Source organism: Aeromonas dhakensis (genome assembly GCF_000820305.1).
GTDB lineage: Bacteria > Pseudomonadota > Gammaproteobacteria > Enterobacterales > Aeromonadaceae > Aeromonas > Aeromonas dhakensis.
In genome coordinates this window covers 35,049-59,189 of sequence record NZ_CDBH01000003.1, presented here as the reverse complement: position 1 = coordinate 59,189, position 24,141 = coordinate 35,049, and the positions used below count along the sequence as shown (strand labels likewise).

Here is a 24,141-nt window from a genome sequence, read left to right as displayed (position 1 = left end):
ACCGGCTATTTGCCGCGCACGGCCCGCATCATGTCCCACATCGGCGTAAAGATACCCAACGCCAGGATCAATACCATGACCGCCACGATCCCGATCAGGATCGGCTCGATCCGGGCGGTGAGGCTCTTGAGGTCATAATCCACCTCCCGTTCGTAATACTCGGCCGCCTCGTGCAGCAGATCATCGACCTGGCCGGTCTCTTCCCCCACCGCGATCATCTGCATCACCAGCGGGGTAAACAGGCCGCTGGCCCCGGCGGTACGCAGCAGGCTCTCGCCCCGCTCGATGCCGGCCCGCATGTCGCGGATCCGCCCCGCCATGTGCGCGTTGTCCACCGCGTCGGCCACCAGGCTCAGCGCCGTGTTGAGCGGCACCCCGGCCTTGAGCATCATGGAGAAGCTGCGGGCGAAGCGGGCCAGCAGGGAGCGCTCTATGATGGTGCCGACGATCGGCAACTTGAGCTGCCATCTGTGCCAGGTCAGCTTGCCCTTGACCGTGCTGACCCAGTGCCGCCAGCCGAACACCATGGCCAGCAGCACGCCGAGCATCACCCACCAGTAGTGCACGAAGAAGTGGGAGGTGGCGAGCAGGATCCGGGTCGCCAGCGGCAGCTCGACGCCAAATTTGGCGAACATGCCGGCAAAGACCGGGATCACCATGATGTTGAGGATCACCATGGCGATGCCGATGGCAATCAGCACGAAGCTGGGGTAGCGCATGGCGGTCTTGATCCGCTTGCGGGTTTCCAGCTCCAGCTCGAAATAGTTGGCCAGTTGCAAGAACGCCTCTTCCAGCTGACCCGTGTTCTCCCCCACGTGGATGATGGCCACGAACAGGCTGCTGAACACCCTGGGATGGGCCTGCATCGAACTCGACAGCGGCCGGCCGTTGCCCAGATCCTCCCCCAGCGCGTGCAGCGCCCGCTTGAGCGGCTTGCTGTGGGCGCTCTCCTCCAGCCCGGCGATGGCGCGCAGGATGGGGATGCCGGCCCGGGTCAGGGCATACATCTGGCGGCTGAACACCACCAGCTCGTCCAGCCGCACGCCCCGCTCCAGCAACAGGGACCAGTCGAGGGCGGCCGCCTTCGCCTTGCCGGGTTTCAACTCGGTCGGCATCACGCCGCGACGCATCAGCTGCTCGGCCGCAGCCATCTCGTTGGCCGCGTCCACCACGCCGCTGACGGCATTGCCCTGGCTGTCGCGCCCCTTGTAGGCAAAGCTGCTCATGGTGTGCCTCGCGCCAGCCGGCCCCGTTCACTGCCGATGAAGTTGGTCATCACTTACCCCAGATCCTCGGCCAGTCTCAGCACCTCGTCCACCGAGGTGATCCCCTGGCGGGCATAATCGAGCGCCGTCAGGGCCAGCGGCCGGTAGTGCTCGTGCTCCCGCGCCGCCCTGGCGAAGCCCTCGGCGTCGTTGCGGCGCAGAGCATCCATCATGGGCTGATCCAGCTCCAGCAGCTCGTACACCCCGATCCGGCCGGCATAGCCGGTGAAGTTGCAGCTCTGGCAGCCGCGCCCCTTGTGGTAGACGTGCTGGCCCGGCGCCTCGCCGGAGAGCACGGTCAGCCAGGTGGCCTGGCCCTCGTCCGGCGCCTTCTCCTCCACGCAGTGCTCGCACACCCGCCGCACCAGCCGCTGGGCCACCACCGCCCGCAGCGCGCTCGCCACCAGATAACCGGGCGCCCCCATGTCGATGAGGCGCAGGGCGCTGGTGACGGCGTCGTTGGTGTGCAACGTGGTCAGCACCAGGTGGCCGGTGATGGCGCCGCGCAGGCCGATCTCCACCGTTTCGTTGTCCCGCATCTCCCCCACCAGCAATATGTCCGGGTCCTGGCGCAGGGTGGAGCGCAGCACGTGGGAGAAGGTAAGCCCGATCTTGGGATTAACCTGCACCTGATTGACCCTGGGCAGCCGGTATTCCACCGGGTCTTCCACCGTGATGATCTTCTGGCTGGCCTGGTTGAGCTCGGAGAGGGCACCGTAGAGGGTGGTAGTCTTGCCGCTGCCGGTGGGCCCCGTCACCAGGATCATGCCGTGGGGCCGCTTGAGCTGGCGCCGGAAGCGGGTCAGGATCTCCGGCGGCATGCCGGTCTCGGTCAGCGACAGGATGCCGGAGGATTGGTCCAGCAGCCGCATCACCACGGACTCGCCGTACTGCACCGGCATGGTCGACATCCGCACATCCACGTCGCGGCCACGCACCTTCATGTTGAAGCGGCCATCCTGCGGCAACCGCTTCTCGGAGATGTCTAGGCCGGCCACCAGCTTGAGGCGCAGTACCAGCGCCTGGGCGATGCGCACCTCGCTCAATATGTTCTCGTGCAGGATGCCGTCGATACGCTGGCGAATGCGCAGCACCTTCTCGTCCGGCTCGATGTGAATGTCGGAGGCCCCCACCTGCACCGCGTCCTCGAACAGGGAGCGCAGCAGCTTGGCCACCGTCGCTTCCCCCTCGTCGCCGGCTCCCAGATTGCTGGAGCCGAGCTCGAAGCCGGCGTCCTGATACTCTTCGTGCAGCTGCTCGGCGAAGCTCTCTATTTCGCGGGTGCGGCGATAGAGGCGGTCGAAATACTCCAGCAGCTGCCCTTCACGGGCCACCGCCAGCACCATCTCGCGGGGGCTGAGCAGGGCGGCGATGGCGTCGAGGGCGCTCAGGTCCGCCGGATCCGACATGGCCACCGTCACCCTGTTGTCGGTGAGGTTGACCGCCAGCGCCCGGTAGCGGCGCGCCTGCACTTCCGGCAGCAGCGGCACCGCCGACGCATCTATGGTGAGGTTGTTGAGATCGAAGAAGGGCACGTCCAGCTGGCGGGCGAGGAACTGCAGCAGCTGCACCTCGCTGATAAAGCCGAGATCGATCAGGGTGGTGCCCAGCTTGCGGCCGGTCTGACGCTGCTGCTGCAGGGCGAGCTGCAGTTGATCATCCGAGATGATCTGCTCTTGTACCAGCAGGTCGCCGAGGCGCATTTTCAGTCTGGGTTGTGCCATGCAAACTCCAAAAAAGTGATCCCGGCCGCCCGTCAGGGGGCGAGCTGGGCAATACGCTGTTCAAGCCAGCTGGTCGAGGCCTCGCCCAGGTTGCCGTGCAACTGGGCATTGCGATAAGCGTCCAGCGCCCGCTGGCTGTGGCCCTGCCCATCCTCGGCCACGCCGAGCCCGAGCCACCAGCGGCCCTGATCCGGCTGCTGGCGCAACAATTTCACGTAGAGATCCGCCGCCTCGGTGTGCTGGCCCAGCTCCTGGCTGAGCCCAGCCCAAGTGGCGTAATAGTCCAGATTGCTGGCGAGATCCGGTCGGCAGCCGGTCAGCCAATCCAGCGCCTTGCGCTGATCACCGCCACTGATGGCGAGCCGCGCCAGCAGCAGCCTAAAATCCGCCTGCCCCGGATCGAGCCTGAGCCCCTCCTCCAGCAACTGGCTCGCCTCGCTCAGCCGTCCCTCGCCGTAGAGCAGACCCGCCAGCTGTTCGCGCGCCCCCTGATTGCGGGGATCGTGGGCCAGCACCTGATAGTAGTTGTCCTGGGCATCGCGCAGCTGCCCCTTGGCCATGGCGGTGGTGGCCTTGCGCTCGGCCAGGGTGGCCAGCTCGGCCTCGGAGAGGTTGACCGTCTCTATCTTGAGCACGCCGGGCTTGCGCGGCGCGGCCGCGGGGGCCTCCTGCTCCGCCGCCAGTTCGGCATAGAGGTCGGGTTGCAGCTCCTCGTCGCTCGGCCCCTCCTCGTCGACGGCCGCTACGTCTGCCTCGTCGGCGACAGCCTCTTCCTGCGCAGCCGGCGCCTGTCTCGGCTCGGCGGCCGGTGATGGAGCAAGCTGGCGCGGGGTCGGCAGCGCCACCACCTGATCCACCGGCTCCTGCTCTGCACTGGCCGGCACAGGGGCGGGCACGGCGTGGGCAACGGCGTCCGGTGTGGGCTCGCCGGTCGTCTGCAGCTGGCGGACCTCGACGACCCGCTGGCTCTGCTGCCAGTAGATCCAGGTACGCCAGCCCAGAATGCCGAGGGCCAGCCCGCAGATCAGGGTCAGCAGCAACATCCACCAGCCCTGCTGGCGGACGGGCGGCACATAGACGGCCCCCTCGCCCCCCTGCTGACGCTGTTCCAGATCCTTTAGCATCTGATTGATCACGCTCATTGCCAGACTCCATAGGCGAGGGCACAGCCCAGCAACAGCAGCAGCGGCCACCAGCGCCGCGACACGAAGCGGCGAGCGTCATCGGTGTCGCGCACGGCCAGTCGCACCAGCCGGCCGTCGATCTGGCGCGCTCCCTGGCCGTAGGCCAGCATCAGACATTTCTGCGCCAGGATATTGATGAGCCGCGGGATGCCGCGCGAGGCGCGCCACAGCTGGCGCAGGGCCGACCCGCCAAACAGCGGGGCCCCGCGATAACCGGAGATGTGCAATCTGTGCTCCAGATAGGCGCGGGTTTCGTCGAACCGCAGCGGCCGCAGGCAGTAGGAGAAGCCGATCCGCTGGCGCAGCTGGCGCAGATGGGGCTTGGCCAGCCGGCTATCCAGCTCGGGCTGGCCAAACAGCACTATCTGCAGCAGCTTGCTCGACTCGGTCTCCAGGTTGCCGAACAGCCGGATCGCCTCCAGCGTCTCGTCCGGCAGCGCCTGCGCCTCGTCGATCAGCACCACCACCCGGCTCCCCTGCCGATGCAGGCTAATGAGGTGGCGGTGGATGCGGTCGGTCAGATCCAGCTCGCTCTGATCCCGCACCGGCAACCCCAGCTCCAGCGCCAGGGCGATGCGCAGCTCGGCCGGGCTGAGATGGGGATTGGGCAGCCAGGCCAGACGCACCGGCCGCTCCTCCGAGCCCAGTTCGCTCAGCAGCTTGCGACAGAGCAGGGTCTTGCCGGTGCCAACCTCGCCGGTCACCTTGATGAAGCCCTCCCCCTGTGCCAGCGCCCAGTTGAGCACCTGCAGCGCCTCCTCATGCGGAGGCAGCCCGTAATAGAAACCGGTGTTGGGGGTGAGGCCGAAGGGGGCCTCCTGCAGCCCGAAGTGGTTCAGGTACATGTCGTCAGCTCCCACGCCAAGGCCGGGCGGTCTGCAACAGACCACCCGCCAGCACCAGACCAGGGGACAGAGCCTGATAGGCGTTCATGCCATCAACCCTTGGGGGGATACCATTTGTCGAGCAGTTCGGAGGAGCGCTGCAGTTCGTTCTGCCAGGTGTCCTTCTCCACCACGGTCGGTTTGAGCAGGATCACCAGCTCCACCTTCTTGGTGCTTTCGCGCCGGTTGGTGAAGGCCTCGCCAACCCAGGGGATGTCCCCCAGCAGCGGCACCTTGCTGACGATCTCCTGCTTGTCGGTCTTCATCAGGCCGCCGATGACGATGATGTCGCCGTTGTTGGCCTGCACCACGGTATCGGACTCGCGGATCGAACTCCTGGCCAGCGGCAGTTGCAGCTTGCCACCTGTGGTCCCCATGTCGATCACCTTGTTCTGCTCCTCGGTGTCGATGACGGAGGGGTGGATATGCAGCAGCACTTTGCCCTCTTCGTCGATCTGCGGCGTCACATCCAGCGCGATGCCGGAGAAGAAGGGGGTCAGCTCCACGTTGGGGGTCTTGTCTGTGCCCGTGGGGGTCGTAGTGATAGTGGTGGAGGCGTTGGTGACGTAGTACTCGTCAGTCCCCACCTTGATCACCGCCTTCTGGTTGTTGGTCGCCGTCACCCGCGGGCTGGAGAGGGTGTTCACGTCCCCTTGGGTCTTGAGCAGGTTGACCGCCACGTTGAAGTTGCCATCCGTGATGGTAAACCCGGCACCACCACCAATTGCCTTGAAAATCGGGTTCGCTGCGCCCACCAGGCTGGGTCCCAGCGAGCCGGCACCGTTCAACAGCTTGTACGCGGGATCGCTGCCCGGAGCAGTCAGGATGGGCTGAGCCACTGTCGGAATACCCTTGTTGCCATCCCAGCTGGCCGTCAATCCGCTCCAGTCCACCCCCTGCTCGTAACCCTCGCTGAGGGCCACCTCCAGGATCCGCGCCTCCAGCACCACCTGGCGCTTGAGGTGGCTCTCGGACTGGTTGAGGAACTCGCGCACCGCCTTGAGCTCTTTCGGATAGGCCCGGACGGTGACCAGGCCCGCCTGCGGGCTGGTAATGACGGCGCGGCCATCACCGCTGCCGACCAGGGTCTGCAGGGTGTCGCGCAGATCAGTCCAGTAGTCGCTGTTGGTGTCGGTCTCGATGCGGGTGCCGTTGCCGTCACTGCCCGAGCCGCCATTGGAGGAGCGGTTGCTGGTGCTGTTGTTGGTATTGCCGTTGGCGTTATCGAAGTTGTTGCTGTTGCCATTACTGTCGTTGGCCGTCACTCCGCCGGTGCTGACCGAGGTACGGGAGAGGCCGCGTCGGGACATCATCAGGTAGTTGACCGGAATGGTCTCGGTACGCAGCCCGGCCGGGTAGACGTGAAACACGTTGCCCTTGCGCTGCACGTCGAAGCCGTACATGTCCCCCACCACCCCCAGCACCTCGCTCAGGGTCACGTCCTTGAGCTCGACCGAGATCTGGCCGGCCACCCCGGGATGCACCGCCACGCTGTAGCGGGAGCCCTTGAACAGAGAGCCGAAAAATTCCACCGCATCCACGTCGTGCGCGGCGATGCGCAGCCTGGGCTCCGGCATGCTGATGGCCTGGGGCGGGCGGTTCAGTTGCAGCAGTTCGCTCTGTACCGACTTGGGTACGCTGGTCAATGCGCCGGCCTTGCTCTGCTCAGTCATGGCGTGCCGAAGCGCGTCCTTGGCCTGCACGGGTTCTGGGTGGCGGTAGCTGGTACAGCCTGCCGTCAGCACGGCCACGGAAATCAGGCAGAGATGATGTTTTTTCATGTAATTAGTGCGCCCTGACTTGCAATTAAACTCGACAAACCTGGCTCCGCCCATCCCGGACGGAGCGCGTTCAGATGCGGATCTTGCTGGCAAACAGGGTCAGCGACTGGCGCTTGCCCCCCTTCTCCAGCACCACGGCATCTGCACTGATGGCCACCACGCGATAGCCCTCGACCTGCTGACCGACCCGATAACTGTTGCCGTTGAGCACCGCCAGTGCCGGGCCGTTGCCCAGCATGATGCTCTGCAGCCTGGGTAGACCGGCCTCGCGGGAACCGGTCGCACTGGCGCCACTGGTGACGCCGCTCAAGGGAGCGGTGGGATCCTGCAACACCTCGGTCTGCGCCTGGGCCAGCAGGGTGAACAGACACGCCCACAGGGGAAACCATCTAGCCACGAATGAACTCCTTGCTGGTGCTGAGGGTGTAGATCTCCATCTCCACCACGGCCCTTGGATGCTCCTGCACCTGATAGTCAAACTGCTTCCAGTAGAAGTGGCGCGGCAGCGCCTCCAGCGCCTTGAGGTACTGGTAGACGTCGAAATAGCCGCCCTCCAGCTTGAGGCGGATGCCGTGCTTGAACAGGTTGATGCGCTGCTCGCCCGCCATCAGCGGCTCGGGCGCCAGCGAAGTGAGCGCCACCATGTGCAGATTGGCGGAGCGCGACAGCAGCGCCTCCAGCACTTCCGGCATCTCGTGGGCCTGGATCAGATCCACCGTCTGGGCCTTGAGCGCCGCATCCAGTTTGCCGATCTCCTCATCCACGCCAGCCAGCTGGGTGCGCACGTTTTGATCCGGATCCCGCGCCAGCCTGGCCTGCTTGCCCTGGTTCTCGAGATCCATGATCTCCAGATCCCGCTGGGCAGAGCTCAGCGCCAGCCGATCCTGCTCCAGCCGCACCACGGCGGCATCCAGCCAACCATAGGTGGAGATGGCACCGACCAGCACCACGCCGGTCAGCATGATCAGTACCCGCTCACGCTGGCTGAGGGCGGCCAGCTTGTCTGCCCAGGCCTGCCACTGCGCTTTCAGGCTCATCAGGGCTTCTCCCGTTCGATGCCGCTGAGCTGGAAGGCCAGCCGGCCCTCCTTGTCGCGGCTCAAGGTCAATTCACCAAACTGCTTGCCCGCCAGACTGGGGGTCTGCTTGAAACGGTTGACCCAGGCCGGCACGTCCTGGCTGCGGCCGGCGAAACCGGACAGGTTGACACGCCCGTCGGCGATCTCGATCCGCTGCAAGGAGAGCTGCGGATCCCGGATGCGGGAGAGATCGGCCATCAGCCCGGCATAGCCCCTGGATTTTTGCAGCGCCAGGCTGCCCAGCTGCCTGATCAGGCCCTGCTTGGCGGTCAGCTCCTCCTGCTTGGTGACAAGCTGTTGTTGCAGCAGGCCATCGGCCTGGTGGCGGGCCAGCTCGGCATCCAGCCGCTGCGCCTCGCCGCGTTTGACCTCCAGTTCAGCCCGCAACTGGGTAAGCTCGCGCTCGACCCCATGCTGCTGCCAGCCGATGACGGCGGCGGCGCACAGCAGCACCAGCACGCAAGCGCCCCACACCAGCGCCATCTGGTTGAGGCTGGCCCACTGCCGTCTGGGCCGAAACTCGGCGCCATAGAGGTTGATCTGACGTTTCATCAGGCATCCTCCCCCAGAGCAGCTGCATAGGCCGAGAGATATTCGACTCCAGACAGGATCGCCTTGTTGGCCATCGCGGAGACGGCAAAGCCGAAGGTCTGCTCCATGTGACGCACCAGGGTGCCGATGAAGGGCGAGGCGATGGCGAGCTGCATCTGGCCGAGCTCCGGCAGCTTGAGCTGGCCCGCCAGGTAATCGAGGGAGCGCTGGATCTCCAGCGCCAGCGAATCGAGCAGCATGGCTTCCGGTTCGTGCTCGCCGGCGAGGGCCGTGAAACCACGCAGCTGACGGGAGAAGCAGAGCCCCCCCTGATGGAACACCAGCAGTTGCAGATCCTGCCCCTTTGGCTGCCACAGCAGCATGCGCACCGTCTGATCCGGCTCGTAGAGGGCGGTCATCGCCAGTTCATCGCTGACGATGGCCTCCAGGGTCGCCACCTGATTGACCGCATCCGCCAGCTGCTGCACCCGGGCCTTGGGCACGCAGATCACGTTGATGCGCGGCCGGCCGGCGGGCGGGGTGGGCAGGTCCACATAATCCATGGCGAGCTGCAGCACGGGCTCGTTGACGTAATCCTTGACCGCCCAGGGCAGGGCGCCAGCCATTTCGGCATCGGGCACCGCCGGCTTGTCGATCTGGACCTGTTGATAAAGGCTGGCCGCGAGGGCGACTCGCACCTTAGACTTGGCGAGGCCGTGGCGGCTGAACAGCTCGCCCATGGCCTGGGACCACTCTTGCGGGCCGTTGATGGCGCGGGTGGCGAAGATGGGTGGGTTGCCGAGCGAAGCCAGCATGATCCGATCGCCGGCCAGCAGGAGTCCCACCTGTCCGCCCGGGGTCGAACGTCTGAAAAGTTGTTTCATTGAAACCCGCACCTGGCCGCCAAAAATGGATTAAACCTTAGCATAAACAGAGCATTAGCCTCCAGATAAATGACGGATTACTCATTGCCACCCCAGCCCCAATCCGGCTTGTCGTTGCCGTTGCAACCGGCCCTGCTGCCCTCGCCGCTGCACGCTGTCTCGCACCCGCTGTTGAACACCCATGATGTCCAGCTCTGGTGCAAACGGGACGATCTGATCCACCCCGCCATCTCGGGCAACAAGTGGCGCAAGCTCAAGTACCACCTGCGGTATGCCGAGGAGCAAGGCAAGCGCCATCTGCTCTCGTTTGGCGGCGCCTACTCCAATCATATCCATGCCCTGGCGGCGGCCGGGTGCCAATCTGGCCTGCGTACTACCGGCATCATACGCGGGGAACCGGAAGCCGTCAGCAACGCCACCCTGAGCGCGGCGAAAGGCTGGGGCATGGATCTCATTTTTGTCGACCGCCAGAGCTACCGGCGACGGCAGGATCCCGCCTGGCTGGACCAATTCCAGGATGAAGAGACCCTGATAGTGCCGGAGGGGGGCAGCAGCCCGCTGGCCATCCCCGGAGTGGCCGAGCTGGTCGACGAGGTGCCCTTCTCGCCGGATCTCTGGGTGCTGCCCTGTGCCAGCGGCGGCACCCTGGCCGGGCTCATCGCCGGCAAGCGGGATCTGGAACAGATCCTCGCCATCGCCGTGCTCAAGGGGGGGAGCTTCATCGCCGACGAGGTGCGCCGCCTCCATCCCGCCGCTGCCGACACGCCCGGCTGGCGGATCGCGCTGGATCACCACGACGGCGGCTATGCCAAATTCACTCCGGCGCTCTGGCAGTGGGTGCAGTCCTTCAGCGCCGAGACGGGTCTGCCACTCGAACCCATCTACAGCGGCAAGGCGATGTGGGGGCTGTTTCGCGAGCTGGCGGCCGGTCGCATCCCGCGCGGCAGCAAGATCGTCTTCATCCACACCGGCGGCATGCAGGGGCTGGCGGGGCTGAGAGAGCAGGGGCGCCTGTGACGGTCGGGCGCGGCGCAGGCGCTGAACCACCGCTCTTGACCACAAAAAAAGAGAGGGTCGCCCAAGCGACCCTCTCTTGCCTCCGTCAGGCGCCGGCCGGTTCCAGCACCAGCCGCTGTGGCTCGGCAAACCAGGGGCCCTGCCCGGCGTGCACCCCGAGGTGGCGCAGCATCTTCCACTCGTCGCCGCTCTCCACCCCCACGGCGATGACCCGGGTGCGGGTATTGGCACAACCCCCCACCAGGCTGCGTACCGCCATCTGGTTGACCTGGCGGGTGTGGATCTCGCGCACCAGGCTGGGGTGCAGCTTGAGGAAGTTGATCTCGAACTCCTTGATGTACTGGGTGCTCACCACGTCCTGGCCGGCATGATCGATGGCCAGCTGGCAGCCCAGCATGCGCAGTGCCCGCAGCGGCCGCTTGAGCGCCTCGTAGTGGCGGGTCACCTGGGCCTCGGAGAGTTGCAGGATCAGCCGCTCGTTGGTGCTGCGCGGCAGTTGGAACAGATCGAAGAACAGCCAGCGCTGGAACTCCCGGTGCAGCAGGCTCTGGGCGCAGAGAGTCAGGCTGATGGGGCAGCTCTGCTCGGAGCGCTGACGCAACAGGGCGAGGGTCTGCTGTGCCACCAGCCGATCCAGCGGCAGCAGCAGCCCCGCCTTCTCCGCCATCGGCATGAAGACGCCAGCCTGCAGCTCCCGTCCCTGCTCGTCGTGGATCCGGATCAGCAGATCCTGCTGCAGCACCACCTGATCCCGCTCCTGCTGCACCGGCTGCACGTAGAAGTCGATGCCGTGCTCCTCGATGCGCCGGCCGATCAGGGTGCGCCAGCGCACCGTGCCCTTGCTGCTCTGCTCCTCGTCCAGCTGCTTCTCGTAGAGGAACCAGCCGGTGTGGCCCTGCAGCTGCGCGCTCTTGAGCGCCAGCTCCGCCTCCTCCTGCACCTTGAGCAGGGAGTCCTCGGCCTGATAGCAGACCGCCCCCAGATAGACGGCGGTGTCGGCATTGACCGCCTCGGGCCAGTGCAGCCGCTGCAGACTCTTGTGCAGCTGGCCGGCGGCATCCACCATCTCGCTCTCCGACATGTTGGGCAGCAGCACCGCAAACACCTGACCGGCATAGCGAGCCTGCAGGGCACCGCTGTGCTTGCGCACGAAGGCGGCAATGGAGGCGCTCGCCTCCATCAGCAGATCCTGGCTCTGGCGGCCGTTCAGCTCGGGATCCAGCTCCTCCAGCCCGGCCAGCTCGATCAGCAGCACGCCGCCACTCATCACGCTCGCCTCCATGATGGCGCTCTCCAGCCGGTTGTCGAAGAACAGCCGGTTGCCGATGCCGGTCAGCTTGTCGACGAAGGCGTTGCTGCGGATGAAGTTGTCGAAGCGGCTGCGTTCCTTGCGGGCATCCGCCAGCTCGGCCAGCAGATAGTCGAGGGCCTGGCTGGCTGACTGCGGCCACTCGTCGGCCGGATCGTGGGCCAGCTTGGTCAGTTTGCCGTCCAGGATCAGCTGGGCCCGCTCCGCCAGCAGCTCGGCCCCGCGCAGTTGCAGACGCAGCCAGCGGATGGAGTACCAGAGCCCGAACACCACGATGAAGATGCCGAGGGAGATGCCGGACATGGCCTTGATGGAGTACTCGAACTCCTTGAACGGCCGCTCCAGCTTGAAGTCGGCCTGCATGTCGGGTTGATGGGGAATGGCCTGGTGATAGGGGATCAGCAGGCTCTCGTCGGTCGGCTGCTGCACGTCGCGAAACCAGTAGATCCGCTGCTTGTTCTGGCGGATCTCCAGCTCAACCACGTGGGCCGAGCGCAGCAGGGTCGGCAGCCAGCGGGTGAGATCCTGATGATCGTCGGCGATATCCAGCTGCTTGTCGATGATCTCCACCAGGGAGTTGACCTTCTTCTGCTGCAGCTCCATGCCCAGCTCGCGAAAGCTGAACACCCCGCCAAGCAGCACCATGGCCATGGCCGCGATGACGCACAGGGTAATAAACGAGACAAGCTGGGTGGTCAGTTTCATGTACCTTTCCGTATGCCCGACAACTTCCATGTGGCTTCATCGTATCAGCCAACCTTGAAGCGCGCCTATGGACGAAGATCCCGCTTCTGGAATTAAGCGGGCGAGCATACCCAAACAGGTGCGAGAACACCAAGCCCCGGACAGGGTGGCAGCCAAAAAAGGAGGATCACGGAAAAGAAAGGGAGGCAGGGCTCAGGGCCATGGCCGAATGACAGGCAGAAAAATGGTCCCGCAGAGGGGACCAAAAGAAACACTCATATCAAAACTAACACTCTGTGCTACTGACAAAAAAACAGATACAGGAGTATTGAACACACGGTGAGTCAAACCGCACGGCTACTCTAGCCACTTCAGATAAGCTGGACAATTGTCATTTATGACAGGTCAGCGATTGAATCTTCAGCAGCCGATTTTATAAAACCATTATTTATCAGTAGATTATAAATCTACGACACAAGTGTGATCGCCTCCGCTCAAATCGATGCAGCTAATGCACTATGATGATGCCACTCATATGCATCCTATTCGCCCATCAGGCAGGTGCCCCTTGCGAACCATCTCCCCACTCTGGCTCACTCTGTTGCTGTTCTGCCTGCCGCTGCTGGCCAGTCTTCCCCTCAGCCAACTGCTCGGCGGCACCCTGGCCCACCAGCTGCTGCAGAAGAAAAAAGAGGAGATCAAGGCCGCCCTGGTGGAGCGACATCAGGTACTGGACGAGAGCATTCGCAACCAGCTGGTGCAGTTCCATTTTGACTGCGGCGAGCAGGACATGGCGTTGCTGCGAGCCCCCCGTTTTTACAACGAACACATCCGCATTCAGGGGCTGCTGCTCGCCTCCGGTGGCGGCTGTTCCAGCCTGGGGATGGATCTGCCCTTCACCCTGGCCGAGCTGCCCCCCTACCCCAATCAGGATGCTTTTGGGATCGCGGCCACCCAGGCCCGCTTCAACACCGAACAGGAGATAGTCGCCTACTACCGCAGCGGCGGCAACATAGTCTACTGGGTGCTGAGCAACAGCTGGAGCCACGCCCTGCTGCAATATCCCTGCGCCAACTGCTTCTACCTCGAATTCAGCCAGCTGCAACCGAGGGGCTCCAGCCCGACCTTCCCCCGCGGCGACAGCGCCATCAAGGAGGAGGCAGGCAGTCAAAGCCTCAGCCTCAGTTTTCTCGATCCCCACGAGCAGATCCGGCAGACCCTGTGGGCGGGCCGGGCACTCGAGCAGTACGCCCTGCAGCAGGCCCGCTACTACGGGCTCTGGTGCGGCGCCGCCATCGGGGCCCTGCTGGTCGCGGCCTACTGGGGGCTGCGCAACTACCGTCGCTCTCTCAAGGGATTGTTGCAGGCCGGACTGGCGCGGCGGGAGTTCGTCCCCTTCTACCAACCCGTGGTGGACAGCCGCAGCCAGCAGGTGGTGGGGTTCGAGGCACTGCTGCGCTGGCAGCGGGGCGGCGGCCTGATCCCGCCAGGGGCCTTCATCGACTATGCGGAAGAGCAGGAGCTGATCCTGCCCATGACCAGCCAGCTGCTGGAAAAAGTCATCGCCGACCTGCCCAAGCTCATCCCCGGCCAGTGGGTCAGCGTCAACATAGTGGCCTCCCACCTGGAGCAACCGCACCTGCGCAACCTGCTGCTTCGCCACGGCTGGCCCTCTCCCGCCCAGCTCACCTTCGAGCTGACCGAGCGCAAGCCCATCACCGACATCGAAACGGCGAGCGCCGAGATCGGCGCCCTGCAGCAGCGGGGCTACCACTTCAAGCTGGATGACTTCGGCACCGGTTACGGCGGCTTCGCCTACCTGCAGCGACTCGGCATCCGCCAGATCAAGATCGACAAGATGTTCGTCGACACCATAGGCACGGACGATCTCAAACGCAGCGTGCTGGATGCAACCATCGCCTTTGGCCGCGAGTCGGGCATGGAAATGATCGCCGAGGGGGTCGAACGCCAGGATCAGGTGGAATATCTGGACCAGCACGGCGTGCACCTGATCCAGGGTTACGTCTATGCCCCGCCCATGGCCCTGACCAAGCTGAAGATCTGGCTGCTGGCCTGGTACCAGAACCACGGGGGCGAGCGCTGAGCCAGCCTCTGCCCTCTCGACCGCCCCCTCGACCGCACAGGCGAGCACCACTCTGTGCTGGCAGCGGGTGAGGATGCGGCTCCCCTCATATCTTGCAACAAAATGTTTTTTCCTTGCGCGGACAACAGCCTTTATCATTGGCAGGGCCGTCACTGCGGTGACGTGCCATCCTGCTCCATACCCGTCGGCTCACGCCGCCCCGAGATGAGAACCACTGCCTATGAAGTCATTTATCCGGCAAGAGATTGCCCTGCCCGTCGGCCTGCTCACCCTGCTCTTCTTCAAGACGCCCGGTAGCGACCTGCTGACAGAGACAACTCCGCTCGGGATCTATCTTCCGGTGTCGGCTGTGCTGCTTGCCATCGTCACCTGGGCCATCTTCTCGGTGGTGCGCCACTCCGATGCCCTCGCCATCAAGCTGGGCGAACCCTTCGGCACCCTGATCCTGACCCTGTCGGTCATCTCGCTGGAGGTGGTGATGCTCTCCTCGGTCATGCTGACCGGCGAACCCAATCCGGTGATGGCCCGCGACACCATGTTTGCGGTGGTGATGCTGGTGACCAACGGCCTGGTGGGCTTCACCCTGTTGTTTGGCGGCTGGCGCTACCACACCCAGAGCTTCAATCTGGACGGGGTCAAATCCTATCTGGTGGCCATCATTCCGCTGGCGCTGCTCTGTCTGGTACTGCCCAACGTCACCGAGGGGGGCAACATCGGCAGCATGTCGAGCGCCATGTCCTGGATGCTGATCATCATCTCTGTGCTGCTCTACGGCGTCTTCCTGCTGATCCAGACCCGCAGTCACAGCCACTTCTTCATCGACAGCGATCACGAGGATTACGAAGAGCACCACGGCCCGCTGCAGAGCAACGTCTACCACACCCTGTTGCTGCTCGCCTATCTGGTGGTGGTGATCCTGCTGGCCAAGACCCTCGCCATTCCCATCAACCACGGGGTCAAGGTGCTGGCGGCGCCGCCGGCGCTGGGGGGCTTCATCGTCGCCTGTATCGTGCTGGCCCCCGAGGCGGTCGGCGCCATCAAGGCGGCCTTCAACAACCAGCTGCAGCGGGCCATGAACCTCTACTTCGGCTCTGTGCTGGCCACCATCGCCCTCACAGTGCCTGCGGTACTGTTCATCGGCGCCATGCTGGGGCAGGAGGTGCGCCTAGGCCTCTCCGCCGCCGACATGGTGCTGCTCATCACCACTCTCATGGTGTGCAAGGTGACCTTCAGCAGCGGCCGCACCAATGCGCTGCACGGGGCTACCCACCTGGTGTTGTTCGTGGTCTACCTGTTCCTCATGTTCGAGCACGAATAACCGCTAAATCAGCAACCCCAGCAACGAAAAGACCGCCCGATGGGCGGTCTTTTGTCATGGGCTGGATGGCTGCTTAGAGGCTCGGCAGCACGCCGGCCGGGATCAGGTCGTTGTAGCTGGCACGGCCCAGCAGGGCGGCGGCCGCCTCGATGTCCGGCGCGAAGTACCTGTCCTTGTCGTAGAAGCTGACTTCTTCGCGCAGACGGCCCTTGGCCAGCTCCACCAGCTCGGTGGAACGCAGCGGTGAGCGGAAATCCAACCCTTGCGCTGCCGCCAGCAGTTCCACCGCCAGGATGCCGCGGGTGTTCTCGGCCATGTCCGCCAGCCGGCGACCGGCGAAGGTGGCCATGGAGACGTGATCCTCCTGGTTGGCGGAGGTGGGCAGGCTGTCCACCGAGGCCGGGTGGGCCAGGGTCTTGTTTTCGGAGGCGAGCGCCGCCGAGGTGACCTGGGCGATCATGAAGCCCGAGTTCACGCCGCCGTTGTTGACCAGGAAGGCCGGCAGACCGGACATCCGCGAGTCGATCAGCAGCGCCATGCGCCGCTCAGACAGGGAGCCTATCTCGGCGATGGCCAGCGCCAGGTTGTCGGCGGCGAAGGCCACGGGTTCTGCGTGGAAGTTGCCGCCGGAGAGAATGTCCTCATCCTCGGCAAACACCAGCGGGTTGTCGGAGACCGCGTTGGCCTCGCACACCAGCACCTCGGCCGCCTGACGGATCTGGGTCAGGCAGGCGCCCATCACCTGCGGTTGGCAGCGCAGGGAGTAAGGATCCTGCACCTTCTCGCAGTTGTGGTGGGACATGCCGATCTCGCTGCCATCCACCAGCAGGTGGCGGTAGCAGGCAGCCGCGTCTTCTTGCCCGCGCTGACCGCGCACCGCGTGGATGCGGGCATCGAATGGCCGGCGGCTGCCAAGGGCCGCCTCCACGCTCATGGCGCCTATGGTGATGGCACCGGCGTAGAGATCCTCGGCGTGGAACAGCCCTTCCAGCGCGAAGGCGGTGCTCGCCTGGGTGCCGTTGAGCAGTGCCAGCCCCTCTTTCGGTGCCAGTGCGATGGACTCCAGCCCGGCAATCTTGAGGGCCGTGGTGGCATCGATCAGCTCGCCCTTGTGGCGCGCCTTGCCTTCACCGATCAGCAGGCAGCTCATGTGGGCCAGCGGCGCCAGATCGCCGGAGGCGCCGACGGAGCCCTTCTTCGGCACCACCGGATACACCTCGGCGTTGATGAGGCGCATCAGGGCCTCCAGCACCGTCAGGCGGATGCCGGAGAAACCGCGGGCTAGGGAGTTGAGTTTGAGCACCATCATCAGCCGCACGGTGGCGTCATCCATGTACTCGCCGATACCGGCGGCATGGGAGAGCACGATGGAGCGCTGCAGCTCGTCCAGCTGCTCCACCGGAATACGGGTGTTGGCCAGGAGGCCGAAGCCGGTGTTGATGCCATACACCACGCGATTCTGTTCGATCACCTTGGTGACCACGGCGGCGGAGGCGTGGATCCCCGCCAGGGCGGCAGGATCCAGTGAAACGTGTACCGGCTCGCGGCTGACGCGGCGCAGGGTGGCGAGATCCAGCTCGCCCGGGGTAATAGTCAGTTCAAACATGGTGTTACACCTTTCCTTTGACACCGTTGGCGCCGTCAATCATCGGCAGATCCAGTTTCTCATCAACGGCACAGTTGATGGCAATTTCGTAGCCCGCATCGGCGTGACGCATCACCCCGGTGGCCGGGTCGTTGCGCAGCACGCGGCCGACCCGCTTGGCGGCGTCGTCGGTGCCGTCACAGACGATCACCACGCCGGAGTGCTGGGAGAAGCCCATGCCGACACCGCCACCGTGGTGCAGGGAAACCCAGGTCGCTCCGCCAGCTGTGTTGAGCAGGGCGTTGAGCAGCGGCCAGTCGGAGACGGCATCGGAGCCATCCATCATGGATTCGGTCTCGCGGTTCGGGCTCGCCACCGAGCCGGAGTCCAGGTGGTCGCGACCGATGACGACGGGGGCTTTCAGCTCGCCGTTCTTCACCATCTCGTTGAAGGCCAGGCCCAGGCGCACCCGATCCTTGACGCCGACCCAGCAGATCCGCGCCGGCAGGCCCTGGAAGGCGATGCGCTCGCGGGCCATGTCGAGCCAGTTGTGCAGGTGGGGATCGTCCGGGATCAGCTCCTTCACCTTCTGATCGGTCTTGTAGATGTCTTCCGGGTCGCCGGAGAGGGCCACCCAACGGAACGGGCCAATGCCCTCGCAGAACAGCGGGCGGATATAGGCCGGCACGAAGCCCGGGAAGTCGAAGGCATTCTTGACCCCCTCTTCCAGCGCCATCTGGCGAATGTTGTTACCGTAATCGAGCGTGGCGGCGCCGCGGGATTGCAGGGTCAGCATGGCCTCCACCTGGCGAGCCATGGAACGGCGGGCGGCCACATTGACCTCTTGCGGCGCGCTCTTCTGCAGGTCGCGCCACTGGGCCACGCTCCAGCCCTGGGGCAGGTAGCCGTGGATGGGATCGTGGGCTGAGGTCTGGTCGGTCACCACGTCCGGCGTGATGCCGCGGGCCACCAGTTCGGCGAAGACGTCAGCGGCGTTGCCGAGCAGGCCGACGGAGACGGCAGTGCCGCTCTGCCTGGCTTCCTCGACCATGGCCAGCGCCTCATCCAGGCTATGGGCCTTCTTGTCGACGTAGCGGGTCTTGAGGCGAAAATCGATGCGGGTCTCGTCGCACTCCACGGCGATCATCGAGAAGCCGGCCATGGTGGCGGCCAGCGGCTGGGCGCCGCCCATGCCACCCAGGCCCCCGGTCAGGATCCAGCGTCCCTTGGGCTCGCCGTTGAAGTGCTGGTTCGCCACGGCGAAGAAGGTCTCGTAGGTGCCCTGCACGATCCCCTGAGTGCCGATGTAGATCCAGGAGCCGGCGGTCATCTGGCCGTACATCATCAGGCCCTTCTTGTCGAGCTCGTTGAAGTGCTCCCAGTTGGCCCAGTGCGGCACCAGGTTGGAGTTGGCGATCAGCACCCGCGGGGCGTCCTTGTGGGTCTGGAACACGCCAACCGGCTTGCCGGATTGCACCAGCAGAGTCTGATCCTCCTCGAGGCGGGTCAGCACCTCGACGATCTTGTCGAAGCAGGCCCAGTTGCGGGCGGCACGACCGATGCCGCCGTACACCACCAGGGATTGGGGATGCTCGGCCACTTCCGGATCCAGGTTGTTCATCAGCATCCGCAGGGGCGCCTCGGTGAGCCAGCTCTTGGCAGTCAGCTGGGTGCCGTGGGGAGCACGGATGATCCGGCTCGGATCGTGGCGGGGATCCTGGTGTTGTACAGACATAGACACTCCTTGTTTAGCGATACGGTCAGGCGGCGCGGTGCGCCGCTACTTGGTCAACTGGTGAACCAGGCGCGCGGCCACGCGGGCGCTGCGGTTGTCCTGATCCAGGTTCGGGTTGTACTCGGCCAGATCGGCAAGCCTGAGCTTGCCGCTGGCCCGGATATGGGCGATCAGCGGTTCAATGACCGCCAGCTCCACGCCGCGGGCGGCAGGGGCACTTACCCCCGGCATCACGGCGGCAGGCAGCACGTCCAGATCGATGGTCAGATAGAGGTGGTCACAGCGGGCGATAAAGGCATCCAGCCCGTTGAGCAAGGCTGGCAACTCGGTCGGCGTCATCGCCTCGTCCAGCTCGTGCCACACCCCCAGCGCCTCGGCGCGGGCAAACAGGGCCGCCGTGTTGGCGGTCTCGGCCACCCCGAGGCAGGCGTAGGTAAAGGGCGAGCCCTGGGCGACGCACTGCTCGGCAATCTGGAAGAAGGGGGTGCCGGAACTCGCCTGCTCCAGCTTCATGCGCAGGTCGAAGTGAGCGTCGAAGTTGATGATGCCTACCCTGCCACGGCCGCCCAGATGACGGTTGAGGCCGCTCCAGCTGCCAAACGCCACCTCGTGACCGCCCCCCAGCACCAGCGGAAACTGGCCCTGCTCCAGGGCTGTGGCGACCCGCTCGGCCAGCCGCTCGTGGGCGGCGTCGAGATCGCCATCCTCGCAGTGCACATCGCCGCCGTCGTAGACGGGCTGGCCCAGATGCCAGGCGGTGTTGGCGAGCAGCTTGCGCACCGCCAGCGGCGCACCGGCGGCGCCGACGCGCCCCTTGTTGCGGCGCACCCCTTCGTCACAGGCGAAGCCGAGCAGTACCACGCCGGGTTCACCGCGTCCCAGCCAGGGCAGCACCCTGTCATGCCAGCGCAGGGCCAGTTCACCGTCTTCCGGATCCTGACGTCCCTGCCAGACCGACATGTCGATCCCGTTGAACTTATCCATGCAGAGTCTCCTCCCCGTTGACCACCCGGCTCACCAGCTGATCGACGCCGATGAGGTAGCAGAGTTCGGCCGGATGGCCGCAGTTCCAGACCAGGAAATCCGCCAGCATGCCGACCCTGAGCTGCCCCAGCTGCTCCTGCTCGCCAAGCGCCCGGGCGGCGTGGCGGGTCACCCCGGCCATGGCCTCCACCGGGGTCAGGCCGAACAGGGTGCAGGCCATGTTCATGGCCATCCGCAGGGAGACGATGGGGGCCGTGCCCGGGTTGATGTCGGAGGAGACCGCCATCGGCACTCCCGCCTTGCGCAGTGCGGCGACCGGCGGCAGCTTGGTCTCCTTGAGGAAATAGAAGGCGGTGGGCAGCAGAGTCGCGACCACGCCGCGGTGAGCCAGCGCCTGGACCCCTTCCGGATCCAGATACTCCAGATGATCCACCGAGAGGGCCCCGAAGTTGGCAGCCAGCGTGCTGCCCCCCAGGTTGGAGAGCTGATCCATGTGCCCCTTCACCGCCAGGCCATATTGATCCGCCGCCAGATAGACCTGCTCGGTCTGGGCCAGCGAGAAGCCGATGTGTTCACAGAAGACGTCCACCGCATCGGCCAGCCCCGCCTCGGCGGCGGCCGGGATGATCTCCTGACAGATGGTCTCGACCCAGGAGTCGGGATCGTCGCGATACTCCGGCGGCACCGCATGGGCTGCCAGCAGGGTGGTCTTGACCCGGATCGGCAGCGTCTCTCCCAGTCGGCGAGCCACCCGCAGCATCTTGAGCTCGTCTGCCAGGGTGAGGCCGTAGCCGGACTTGATCTCCACCGTGGTGACCCCTTCCCGGATCAGCGACTTGATCCGTGGCAGCGCCAGTTCAAACAGCTGATCCTCGCTGGCGGCACGGGTGGCGCGCACCGTGCTGATGATGCCGCCGCCTTTGCGGGCGATCTCCGCATAGGGCACACCCTTCTGGCGCAGCTCGAACTCTTCGGCGCGGCTGCCGGCGAAGATGAGGTGGGTGTGGCAATCGATGAGGCCGGGGGTAACCAGCTTGCCCTTCATGTCCTGCCAATGGGCGGGATAGGGGCCCTTGAGATCCTGCATGGGCACCAGGGCGTGGATCCTCCCCTCATGAACGCCGAGAGCATGGGGCTCCAGCAGACCGTAGTCAGCCAGATCGGAGCGCAGAGTGGCGGGTGTCACGTTGAGCCAGACCCGCTCGCAGTTCAACAGTTCCTTGTTCATACCGACCTCTAAATGTATATACATTAACTTATATCCGATCTCTGACGGGAAAGAAAGGATCAAGTTCACATCTTGATAACAGCGTGTTCATTAGAGCTTAAACACAAAAAGCCCGCCAGAGGCGGGCTTTGTCAAAAATTATATGTATATACAATTAGCTGAGACTGGTCTTGGAGCTCAACTTGTAGCGGGAGCCCGGCGAGAGCAGACGGGCATAGGAGACCAGATAACCGTCTGACCAGGTACGCCGATGCAGCAACAGGCAGGGGGTGTCGACCCGTACCTGCAGCAAGCCGGCTTCGCCGGCGCTCGGCAGCACCGCCTCCACCACGTGCTCCATCTCGGAGAGAGGGCAGACCTCCATCAGATAACGGTTGGGGGTCTGGCTGGCAAAATCCTGCTCGCCATACTCCGGCAGCCGCTCCGCATCGACGAAGCGCTCCTCCAGCTGCAGCGGCTCACCGTCGGCCTGATGGACGATGAGGCTGTGAAAGATGGGCGCCCCGACCCGCAGCCCCAGCTGCACCGCCACCTTCTCGTCGGCGGCCTGGCGCTGCAGCCGGATCACCCGGCCGCTGTACTCGCTGCCCCGCTCGGCGATCTCGTCGGCGATGTTGCGAATGGCCAGCAGCGGCGACTCGGTGCGCCGGTCCGCCACGAAGCTGCCGGAGCCGGCGGTGCGCACCAGCCAGCCCTCGGCCACCAGTTCGCGCAGCGCCTTGTTGACCGTCATCCGGCTCACGGTGAACTGCTCGCACAGGGCGGCCTCGGTCGGGATCCGGTCGCCCGCCTGATAGTGGCGTTCGCGGATCCCGTCCAGGATGTGCTGCTTGATCTGCAGATAGAGGGCCGGTGCCAACGGAATGCTCCTCAGCGACGGCGGTGGGGCGGACGCATGTCCGGCCAGGCGCGATAGACGTCCGGGATCTGCTCGGGCCCGCTGATGCAGAGATCGAGATCGTGCAGCAGACCGTCCTTGATGCCGTAGATCCAGCCGTGCACCGCCAGCTCCTGCCCCTTGCGCCAGGCGTTCTGGATGATGGTGGTGTGGCAGACGTTGGCCACCTGCTCGGCCACGTTCAGCTCGCACAGGTAGTCGAAGCGCTCGTGCTCATCCTCGATGGCATCCAGCTGCTCGCGATACTTGAAGTAGACATCCTTGATGTTGCGCAGCCAGTTGTCGATGAGCCCCAGCTCCTGGTTCTGCATCGCCGCCTTGACGCCGCCGCAGCCGTAATGGCCGCAGACGATGATGTGCTTCACCTTGAGCACCTCGACCGCGTATTGCAGCACCGAGAGGCAGTTGAAGTCGGTGTGTACCACCAGGTTGGCGACGTTGCGGTGGACGAACACGTCCCCCGGCAGCAGCCCCATCAGCTGGTTGGCGGGTACCCGGCTGTCGGAGCAGCCGATCCAGAGGTATTCGGGGGCTTGCTGGGCGGAGAGGGTAGCAAAGAATTCGGGATCCTCGGCCTTGATCCGTTCCGCCCACTCGCGGTTGTTGGTAAACAAGTCGTTCAAGAGTTTCACTATCTGCTCTCCCTACTGTGGCAGTGGCGGCAACATACCATACACAAGGGTAACCAAGGCAAGGCCGACCAGATCACCGGCAAACAAAAACAGGGCCATCGGGCCCTGTTTTCATCAGGAGGCATCAGGCCTCCCTCGTATCTTTCAGCTGCCTGGGCGCGAGCCTCTCAAGCTGACGAATCCGCCCGGCGCGCAGGATTATGCTTCCATCGCATCCTTCAGCTTCTTGAGGGCATTCTTCTCAAGCTGACGCACCCGCTCGGCGGAGACGCCGTAGGTATCGGCCAGCTCCTGCAGGGTGGTCTTGCTGTCATCGTCGAGCCAGCGGGCGCGAATGATGTGCTGGCTACGTTCGTCCAGGGTGGCCAGGGCCGAGCTCAGACGACGGGTCGCATGATCGTCCCAGTTGTCGTTCTCGATGGTGGCCGCCAGATCGGAGGATTTGTCCTCCAGATAGTGAACCGGCGCGAAACCGCCCTCTTCGTCCTCATCACCGACCAGATCGAACGCCTGATCGTAGTTGCTCATGCGCGCTTCCATCTCGGTGACGTCGGCGGCGGAGACGCCGAGGTCGGCGGCCACGGCCTGGACTTCTTCGTGGTTCAGCCAGCCGAGACGCTTCTTGGACTTGCGCAGGTTGAAGAAGAGCTTGCGCTGGGCCTTGGTAGTCGCCACCTTGACCATGCGCCAGTTGCGCAGCACGTATTCGTGGATTTCAGCCTTGATCCAGTGCACCGCGAAGGAGACCAGGCGCACGCCGACGCTCGGGTCAAAGCGCTTGACCGCCTTCATCAGGCCTATGTTGCCTTCCTGCACCAGATCGGCCTGGGGCAGACCGTAACCGGCATAACTCTTGGCGACGTGAACGACAAAACGCAGGTGCGACATAACCAGCTGACGGGCAGCCTCGAGATCGCCTTCCTGCTGCAAACGCTCAGCCAGCTCACGCTCTTCCTCTGCGCTCAGCACCGGAATCGAGTTTACTGCCTGGATATAGCCTTCCAGACTACCTTGCGGAATCAGAGCCATAGTGCGCTGCAATGAAGTTCCCATGTTCTACCTCTTACTTTTCAATCGAATCAGTCTAACACCCTGAGAGGGCCTGTCTACTGACCGGACGCCATTCTGCGGCCTGCATCAAACATGACTGGCATGTCTGAACCGGAATCATCTTAGGCCGGCAGGATGAATCATGAATGAACAGTCAAAAAAAGGGGGTCACAATGAAGGACCCCCGAAAAGTAGCATGCTAAGTCCATTGTTGCGGAGCTCGCAACCTTCACATGCTTGCCAAGTCAGACGAGCAAGGCATAGGG

General features: G+C 64.5%; 20 protein-coding genes. 3 read left to right on the top strand and 17 right to left on the bottom strand.

Annotated features, from left to right (window positions below; translation table 11 throughout):
• Positions 1-5: 5 nt before the first annotated feature.
• The 9 genes from mshG to mshI form a co-directional block, all read right to left on the bottom strand.
• Entirely contained in the window at positions 6-1,226 is a 1,221-nt protein-coding gene (gene mshG / locus BN1143_RS00470; RefSeq protein ID WP_010635376.1) for an MSHA fimbrial biogenesis protein MshG, read from the bottom strand.
• A 53-nt stretch (positions 1,227-1,279) separates the two neighbouring features.
• Positions 1,280-2,989: an MSHA fimbrial ATPase MshE gene (gene mshE / locus BN1143_RS00465; RefSeq protein WP_017764683.1), complete on the bottom strand. Its 1,710-nt coding sequence runs from the start codon at positions 2,987-2,989 to the stop codon at positions 1,280-1,282.
• Between the two features lie 32 nt (positions 2,990-3,021).
• Positions 3,022-4,131: a tetratricopeptide repeat protein gene (locus tag BN1143_RS00460; RefSeq protein ID WP_042049244.1), complete on the bottom strand. Its 1,110-nt coding sequence runs from the start codon at positions 4,129-4,131 to the stop codon at positions 3,022-3,024.
• Entirely contained in the window at positions 4,128-5,018 is an 891-nt protein-coding gene (gene mshM, locus BN1143_RS00455) for an MSHA fimbrial biogenesis protein MshM (protein WP_017787332.1), read from the bottom strand. Before mshM ends, BN1143_RS00460 begins: the two co-directional genes overlap by 4 nt.
• 92 nt (positions 5,019-5,110) lie before the next feature.
• Positions 5,111-6,838 carry a pilus (MSHA type) biogenesis protein MshL gene (mshL, locus tag BN1143_RS00450; RefSeq protein ID WP_042049242.1) on the bottom strand — a complete coding sequence of 576 codons (1,728 nt, stop codon included), beginning with the start codon at positions 6,836-6,838 and terminating at the stop codon, positions 5,111-5,113.
• Between the two features lie 70 nt (positions 6,839-6,908).
• Positions 6,909-7,235 carry a SctD/MshK family protein gene (locus BN1143_RS00445; protein ID WP_042049241.1) on the bottom strand — a complete coding sequence of 109 codons (327 nt, stop codon included), beginning with the start codon at positions 7,233-7,235 and terminating at the stop codon, positions 6,909-6,911.
• Positions 7,228-7,875 (bottom strand): MSHA biogenesis protein MshJ, encoded by a 648-nt coding sequence (locus BN1143_RS00440; RefSeq protein WP_042049239.1) that lies wholly within the window; start codon positions 7,873-7,875, stop codon positions 7,228-7,230. Before BN1143_RS00440 ends, BN1143_RS00445 begins: the two co-directional genes overlap by 8 nt.
• Entirely contained in the window at positions 7,875-8,468 is a 594-nt protein-coding gene (locus tag BN1143_RS00435) for a PilN domain-containing protein (RefSeq protein WP_042049237.1), read from the bottom strand. Before BN1143_RS00435 ends, BN1143_RS00440 begins: the two co-directional genes overlap by 1 nt.
• Complete coding sequence (gene mshI, locus BN1143_RS00430) at positions 8,468-9,331, bottom strand: MSHA fimbrial biogenesis protein MshI (RefSeq protein ID WP_042049236.1); 864 nt, start codon at positions 9,329-9,331, stop codon at positions 8,468-8,470. Before mshI ends, BN1143_RS00435 begins: the two co-directional genes overlap by 1 nt.
• A 69-nt stretch (positions 9,332-9,400) precedes the next feature.
• Here mshI and BN1143_RS00425 point away from each other — a divergent pair, with 69 nt between their 5' ends.
• Positions 9,401-10,348, top strand: coding sequence for a 1-aminocyclopropane-1-carboxylate deaminase/D-cysteine desulfhydrase (locus BN1143_RS00425; RefSeq protein ID WP_042049235.1), 948 nt, complete (start codon positions 9,401-9,403; stop codon positions 10,346-10,348).
• Between the two features lie 85 nt (positions 10,349-10,433).
• Here the strand turns inward: BN1143_RS00425 and BN1143_RS00420 are convergent, their stop codons facing one another.
• Positions 10,434-12,362, bottom strand: coding sequence for an RNase E specificity factor CsrD (locus BN1143_RS00420; protein WP_042049234.1), 1,929 nt, complete (start codon positions 12,360-12,362; stop codon positions 10,434-10,436).
• Positions 12,363-12,909: 547 nt separating this feature from the next.
• Between BN1143_RS00420 and BN1143_RS00415 the strand changes: the two genes are divergently transcribed.
• Both BN1143_RS00415 and BN1143_RS00410 read left to right on the top strand, forming a co-directional pair.
• Positions 12,910-14,445, top strand: a complete 1,536-nt coding sequence (locus BN1143_RS00415) for an EAL domain-containing protein (protein WP_042049232.1) — start codon at positions 12,910-12,912, stop codon at positions 14,443-14,445.
• Positions 14,446-14,665: 220 nt separating this feature from the next.
• On the top strand, positions 14,666-15,763 hold the full coding sequence (locus BN1143_RS00410) for a calcium:cation antiporter (protein WP_042049231.1): 1,098 nt from the start codon (positions 14,666-14,668) through the stop codon (positions 15,761-15,763).
• A gap of 73 nt (positions 15,764-15,836) precedes the next feature.
• Here BN1143_RS00410 and hutH read toward each other — a convergent pair whose 3' ends face one another.
• The 7 genes from hutH to rpoH all read right to left on the bottom strand — a co-directional run bounded on the left by hutH (position 15,837) and on the right by rpoH (position 23,878).
• A complete protein-coding gene (hutH, locus tag BN1143_RS00405) occupies positions 15,837-17,369 on the bottom strand; it encodes a histidine ammonia-lyase (RefSeq protein ID WP_042049230.1) in 1,533 nt (510 codons plus the stop codon).
• 4 nt (positions 17,370-17,373) lie between these two features.
• Positions 17,374-19,083, bottom strand: coding sequence for a urocanate hydratase (hutU, locus tag BN1143_RS00400; RefSeq protein ID WP_042049229.1), 1,710 nt, complete (start codon positions 19,081-19,083; stop codon positions 17,374-17,376).
• Positions 19,084-19,128: 45 nt separating this feature from the next.
• Positions 19,129-20,067: a formimidoylglutamase gene (gene hutG / locus BN1143_RS00395; RefSeq protein WP_042049227.1), complete on the bottom strand. Its 939-nt coding sequence runs from the start codon at positions 20,065-20,067 to the stop codon at positions 19,129-19,131.
• Positions 20,060-21,295, bottom strand: coding sequence for an imidazolonepropionase (gene hutI, locus BN1143_RS00390; RefSeq protein WP_042049226.1), 1,236 nt, complete (start codon positions 21,293-21,295; stop codon positions 20,060-20,062). Before hutI ends, hutG begins: the two co-directional genes overlap by 8 nt.
• Before the next feature lie 154 nt (positions 21,296-21,449).
• On the bottom strand, positions 21,450-22,154 hold the full coding sequence (gene hutC / locus BN1143_RS00385) for a histidine utilization transcriptional repressor HutC (protein ID WP_005308057.1): 705 nt from the start codon (positions 22,152-22,154) through the stop codon (positions 21,450-21,452).
• 11 nt (positions 22,155-22,165) lie between these two features.
• On the bottom strand, positions 22,166-22,825 hold the full coding sequence (can, locus tag BN1143_RS00380) for a carbonate dehydratase (RefSeq protein WP_005308055.1): 660 nt from the start codon (positions 22,823-22,825) through the stop codon (positions 22,166-22,168).
• 198 nt (positions 22,826-23,023) lie between these two features.
• Positions 23,024-23,878 (bottom strand): RNA polymerase sigma factor RpoH, encoded by an 855-nt coding sequence (gene rpoH / locus BN1143_RS00375; protein WP_005308053.1) that lies wholly within the window; start codon positions 23,876-23,878, stop codon positions 23,024-23,026.
• Positions 23,879-24,141 lie beyond the last annotated feature (263 nt).

What these genes read in the sequence shown, in the direction of transcription:
- mshI (WP_042049236.1), bottom strand. Translation starts at nt 9,331, where the DNA reads ATGAAACAACTTTTCAGACGTTCGACCCCGGGCGGACAGGTGGGACTC.
- hutU (WP_042049229.1), bottom strand. Translation starts at nt 19,083, where the DNA reads ATGTCTGTACAACACCAGGATCCCCGCCACGATCCGAGCCGGATCATC.
- mshM (WP_017787332.1), bottom strand. Translation starts at nt 5,018, where the DNA reads ATGTACCTGAACCACTTCGGGCTGCAGGAGGCCCCCTTCGGCCTCACC.
- hutG (WP_042049227.1), bottom strand. Translation starts at nt 20,067, where the DNA reads ATGGATAAGTTCAACGGGATCGACATGTCGGTCTGGCAGGGACGTCAG.
- BN1143_RS00425 (WP_042049235.1), top strand. Translation starts at nt 9,401, where the DNA reads ATGACGGATTACTCATTGCCACCCCAGCCCCAATCCGGCTTGTCGTTG.
- BN1143_RS00440 (WP_042049239.1), bottom strand. Translation starts at nt 7,875, where the DNA reads ATGAGCCTGAAAGCGCAGTGGCAGGCCTGGGCAGACAAGCTGGCCGCC.
- BN1143_RS00410 (WP_042049231.1), top strand. Translation starts at nt 14,666, where the DNA reads ATGAAGTCATTTATCCGGCAAGAGATTGCCCTGCCCGTCGGCCTGCTC.
- rpoH (WP_005308053.1), bottom strand. Translation starts at nt 23,878, where the DNA reads ATGGGAACTTCATTGCAGCGCACTATGGCTCTGATTCCGCAAGGTAGT.
- mshE (WP_017764683.1), bottom strand. Translation starts at nt 2,989, where the DNA reads ATGGCACAACCCAGACTGAAAATGCGCCTCGGCGACCTGCTGGTACAA.
- hutI (WP_042049226.1), bottom strand. Translation starts at nt 21,295, where the DNA reads ATGAACAAGGAACTGTTGAACTGCGAGCGGGTCTGGCTCAACGTGACA.
- hutH (WP_042049230.1), bottom strand. Translation starts at nt 17,369, where the DNA reads ATGTTTGAACTGACTATTACCCCGGGCGAGCTGGATCTCGCCACCCTG.
- BN1143_RS00460 (WP_042049244.1), bottom strand. Translation starts at nt 4,131, where the DNA reads ATGAGCGTGATCAATCAGATGCTAAAGGATCTGGAACAGCGTCAGCAG.
- mshL (WP_042049242.1), bottom strand. Translation starts at nt 6,838, where the DNA reads ATGAAAAAACATCATCTCTGCCTGATTTCCGTGGCCGTGCTGACGGCA.
- BN1143_RS00435 (WP_042049237.1), bottom strand. Translation starts at nt 8,468, where the DNA reads ATGAAACGTCAGATCAACCTCTATGGCGCCGAGTTTCGGCCCAGACGG.
- BN1143_RS00420 (WP_042049234.1), bottom strand. Translation starts at nt 12,362, where the DNA reads ATGAAACTGACCACCCAGCTTGTCTCGTTTATTACCCTGTGCGTCATC.
- mshG (WP_010635376.1), bottom strand. Translation starts at nt 1,226, where the DNA reads ATGAGCAGCTTTGCCTACAAGGGGCGCGACAGCCAGGGCAATGCCGTC.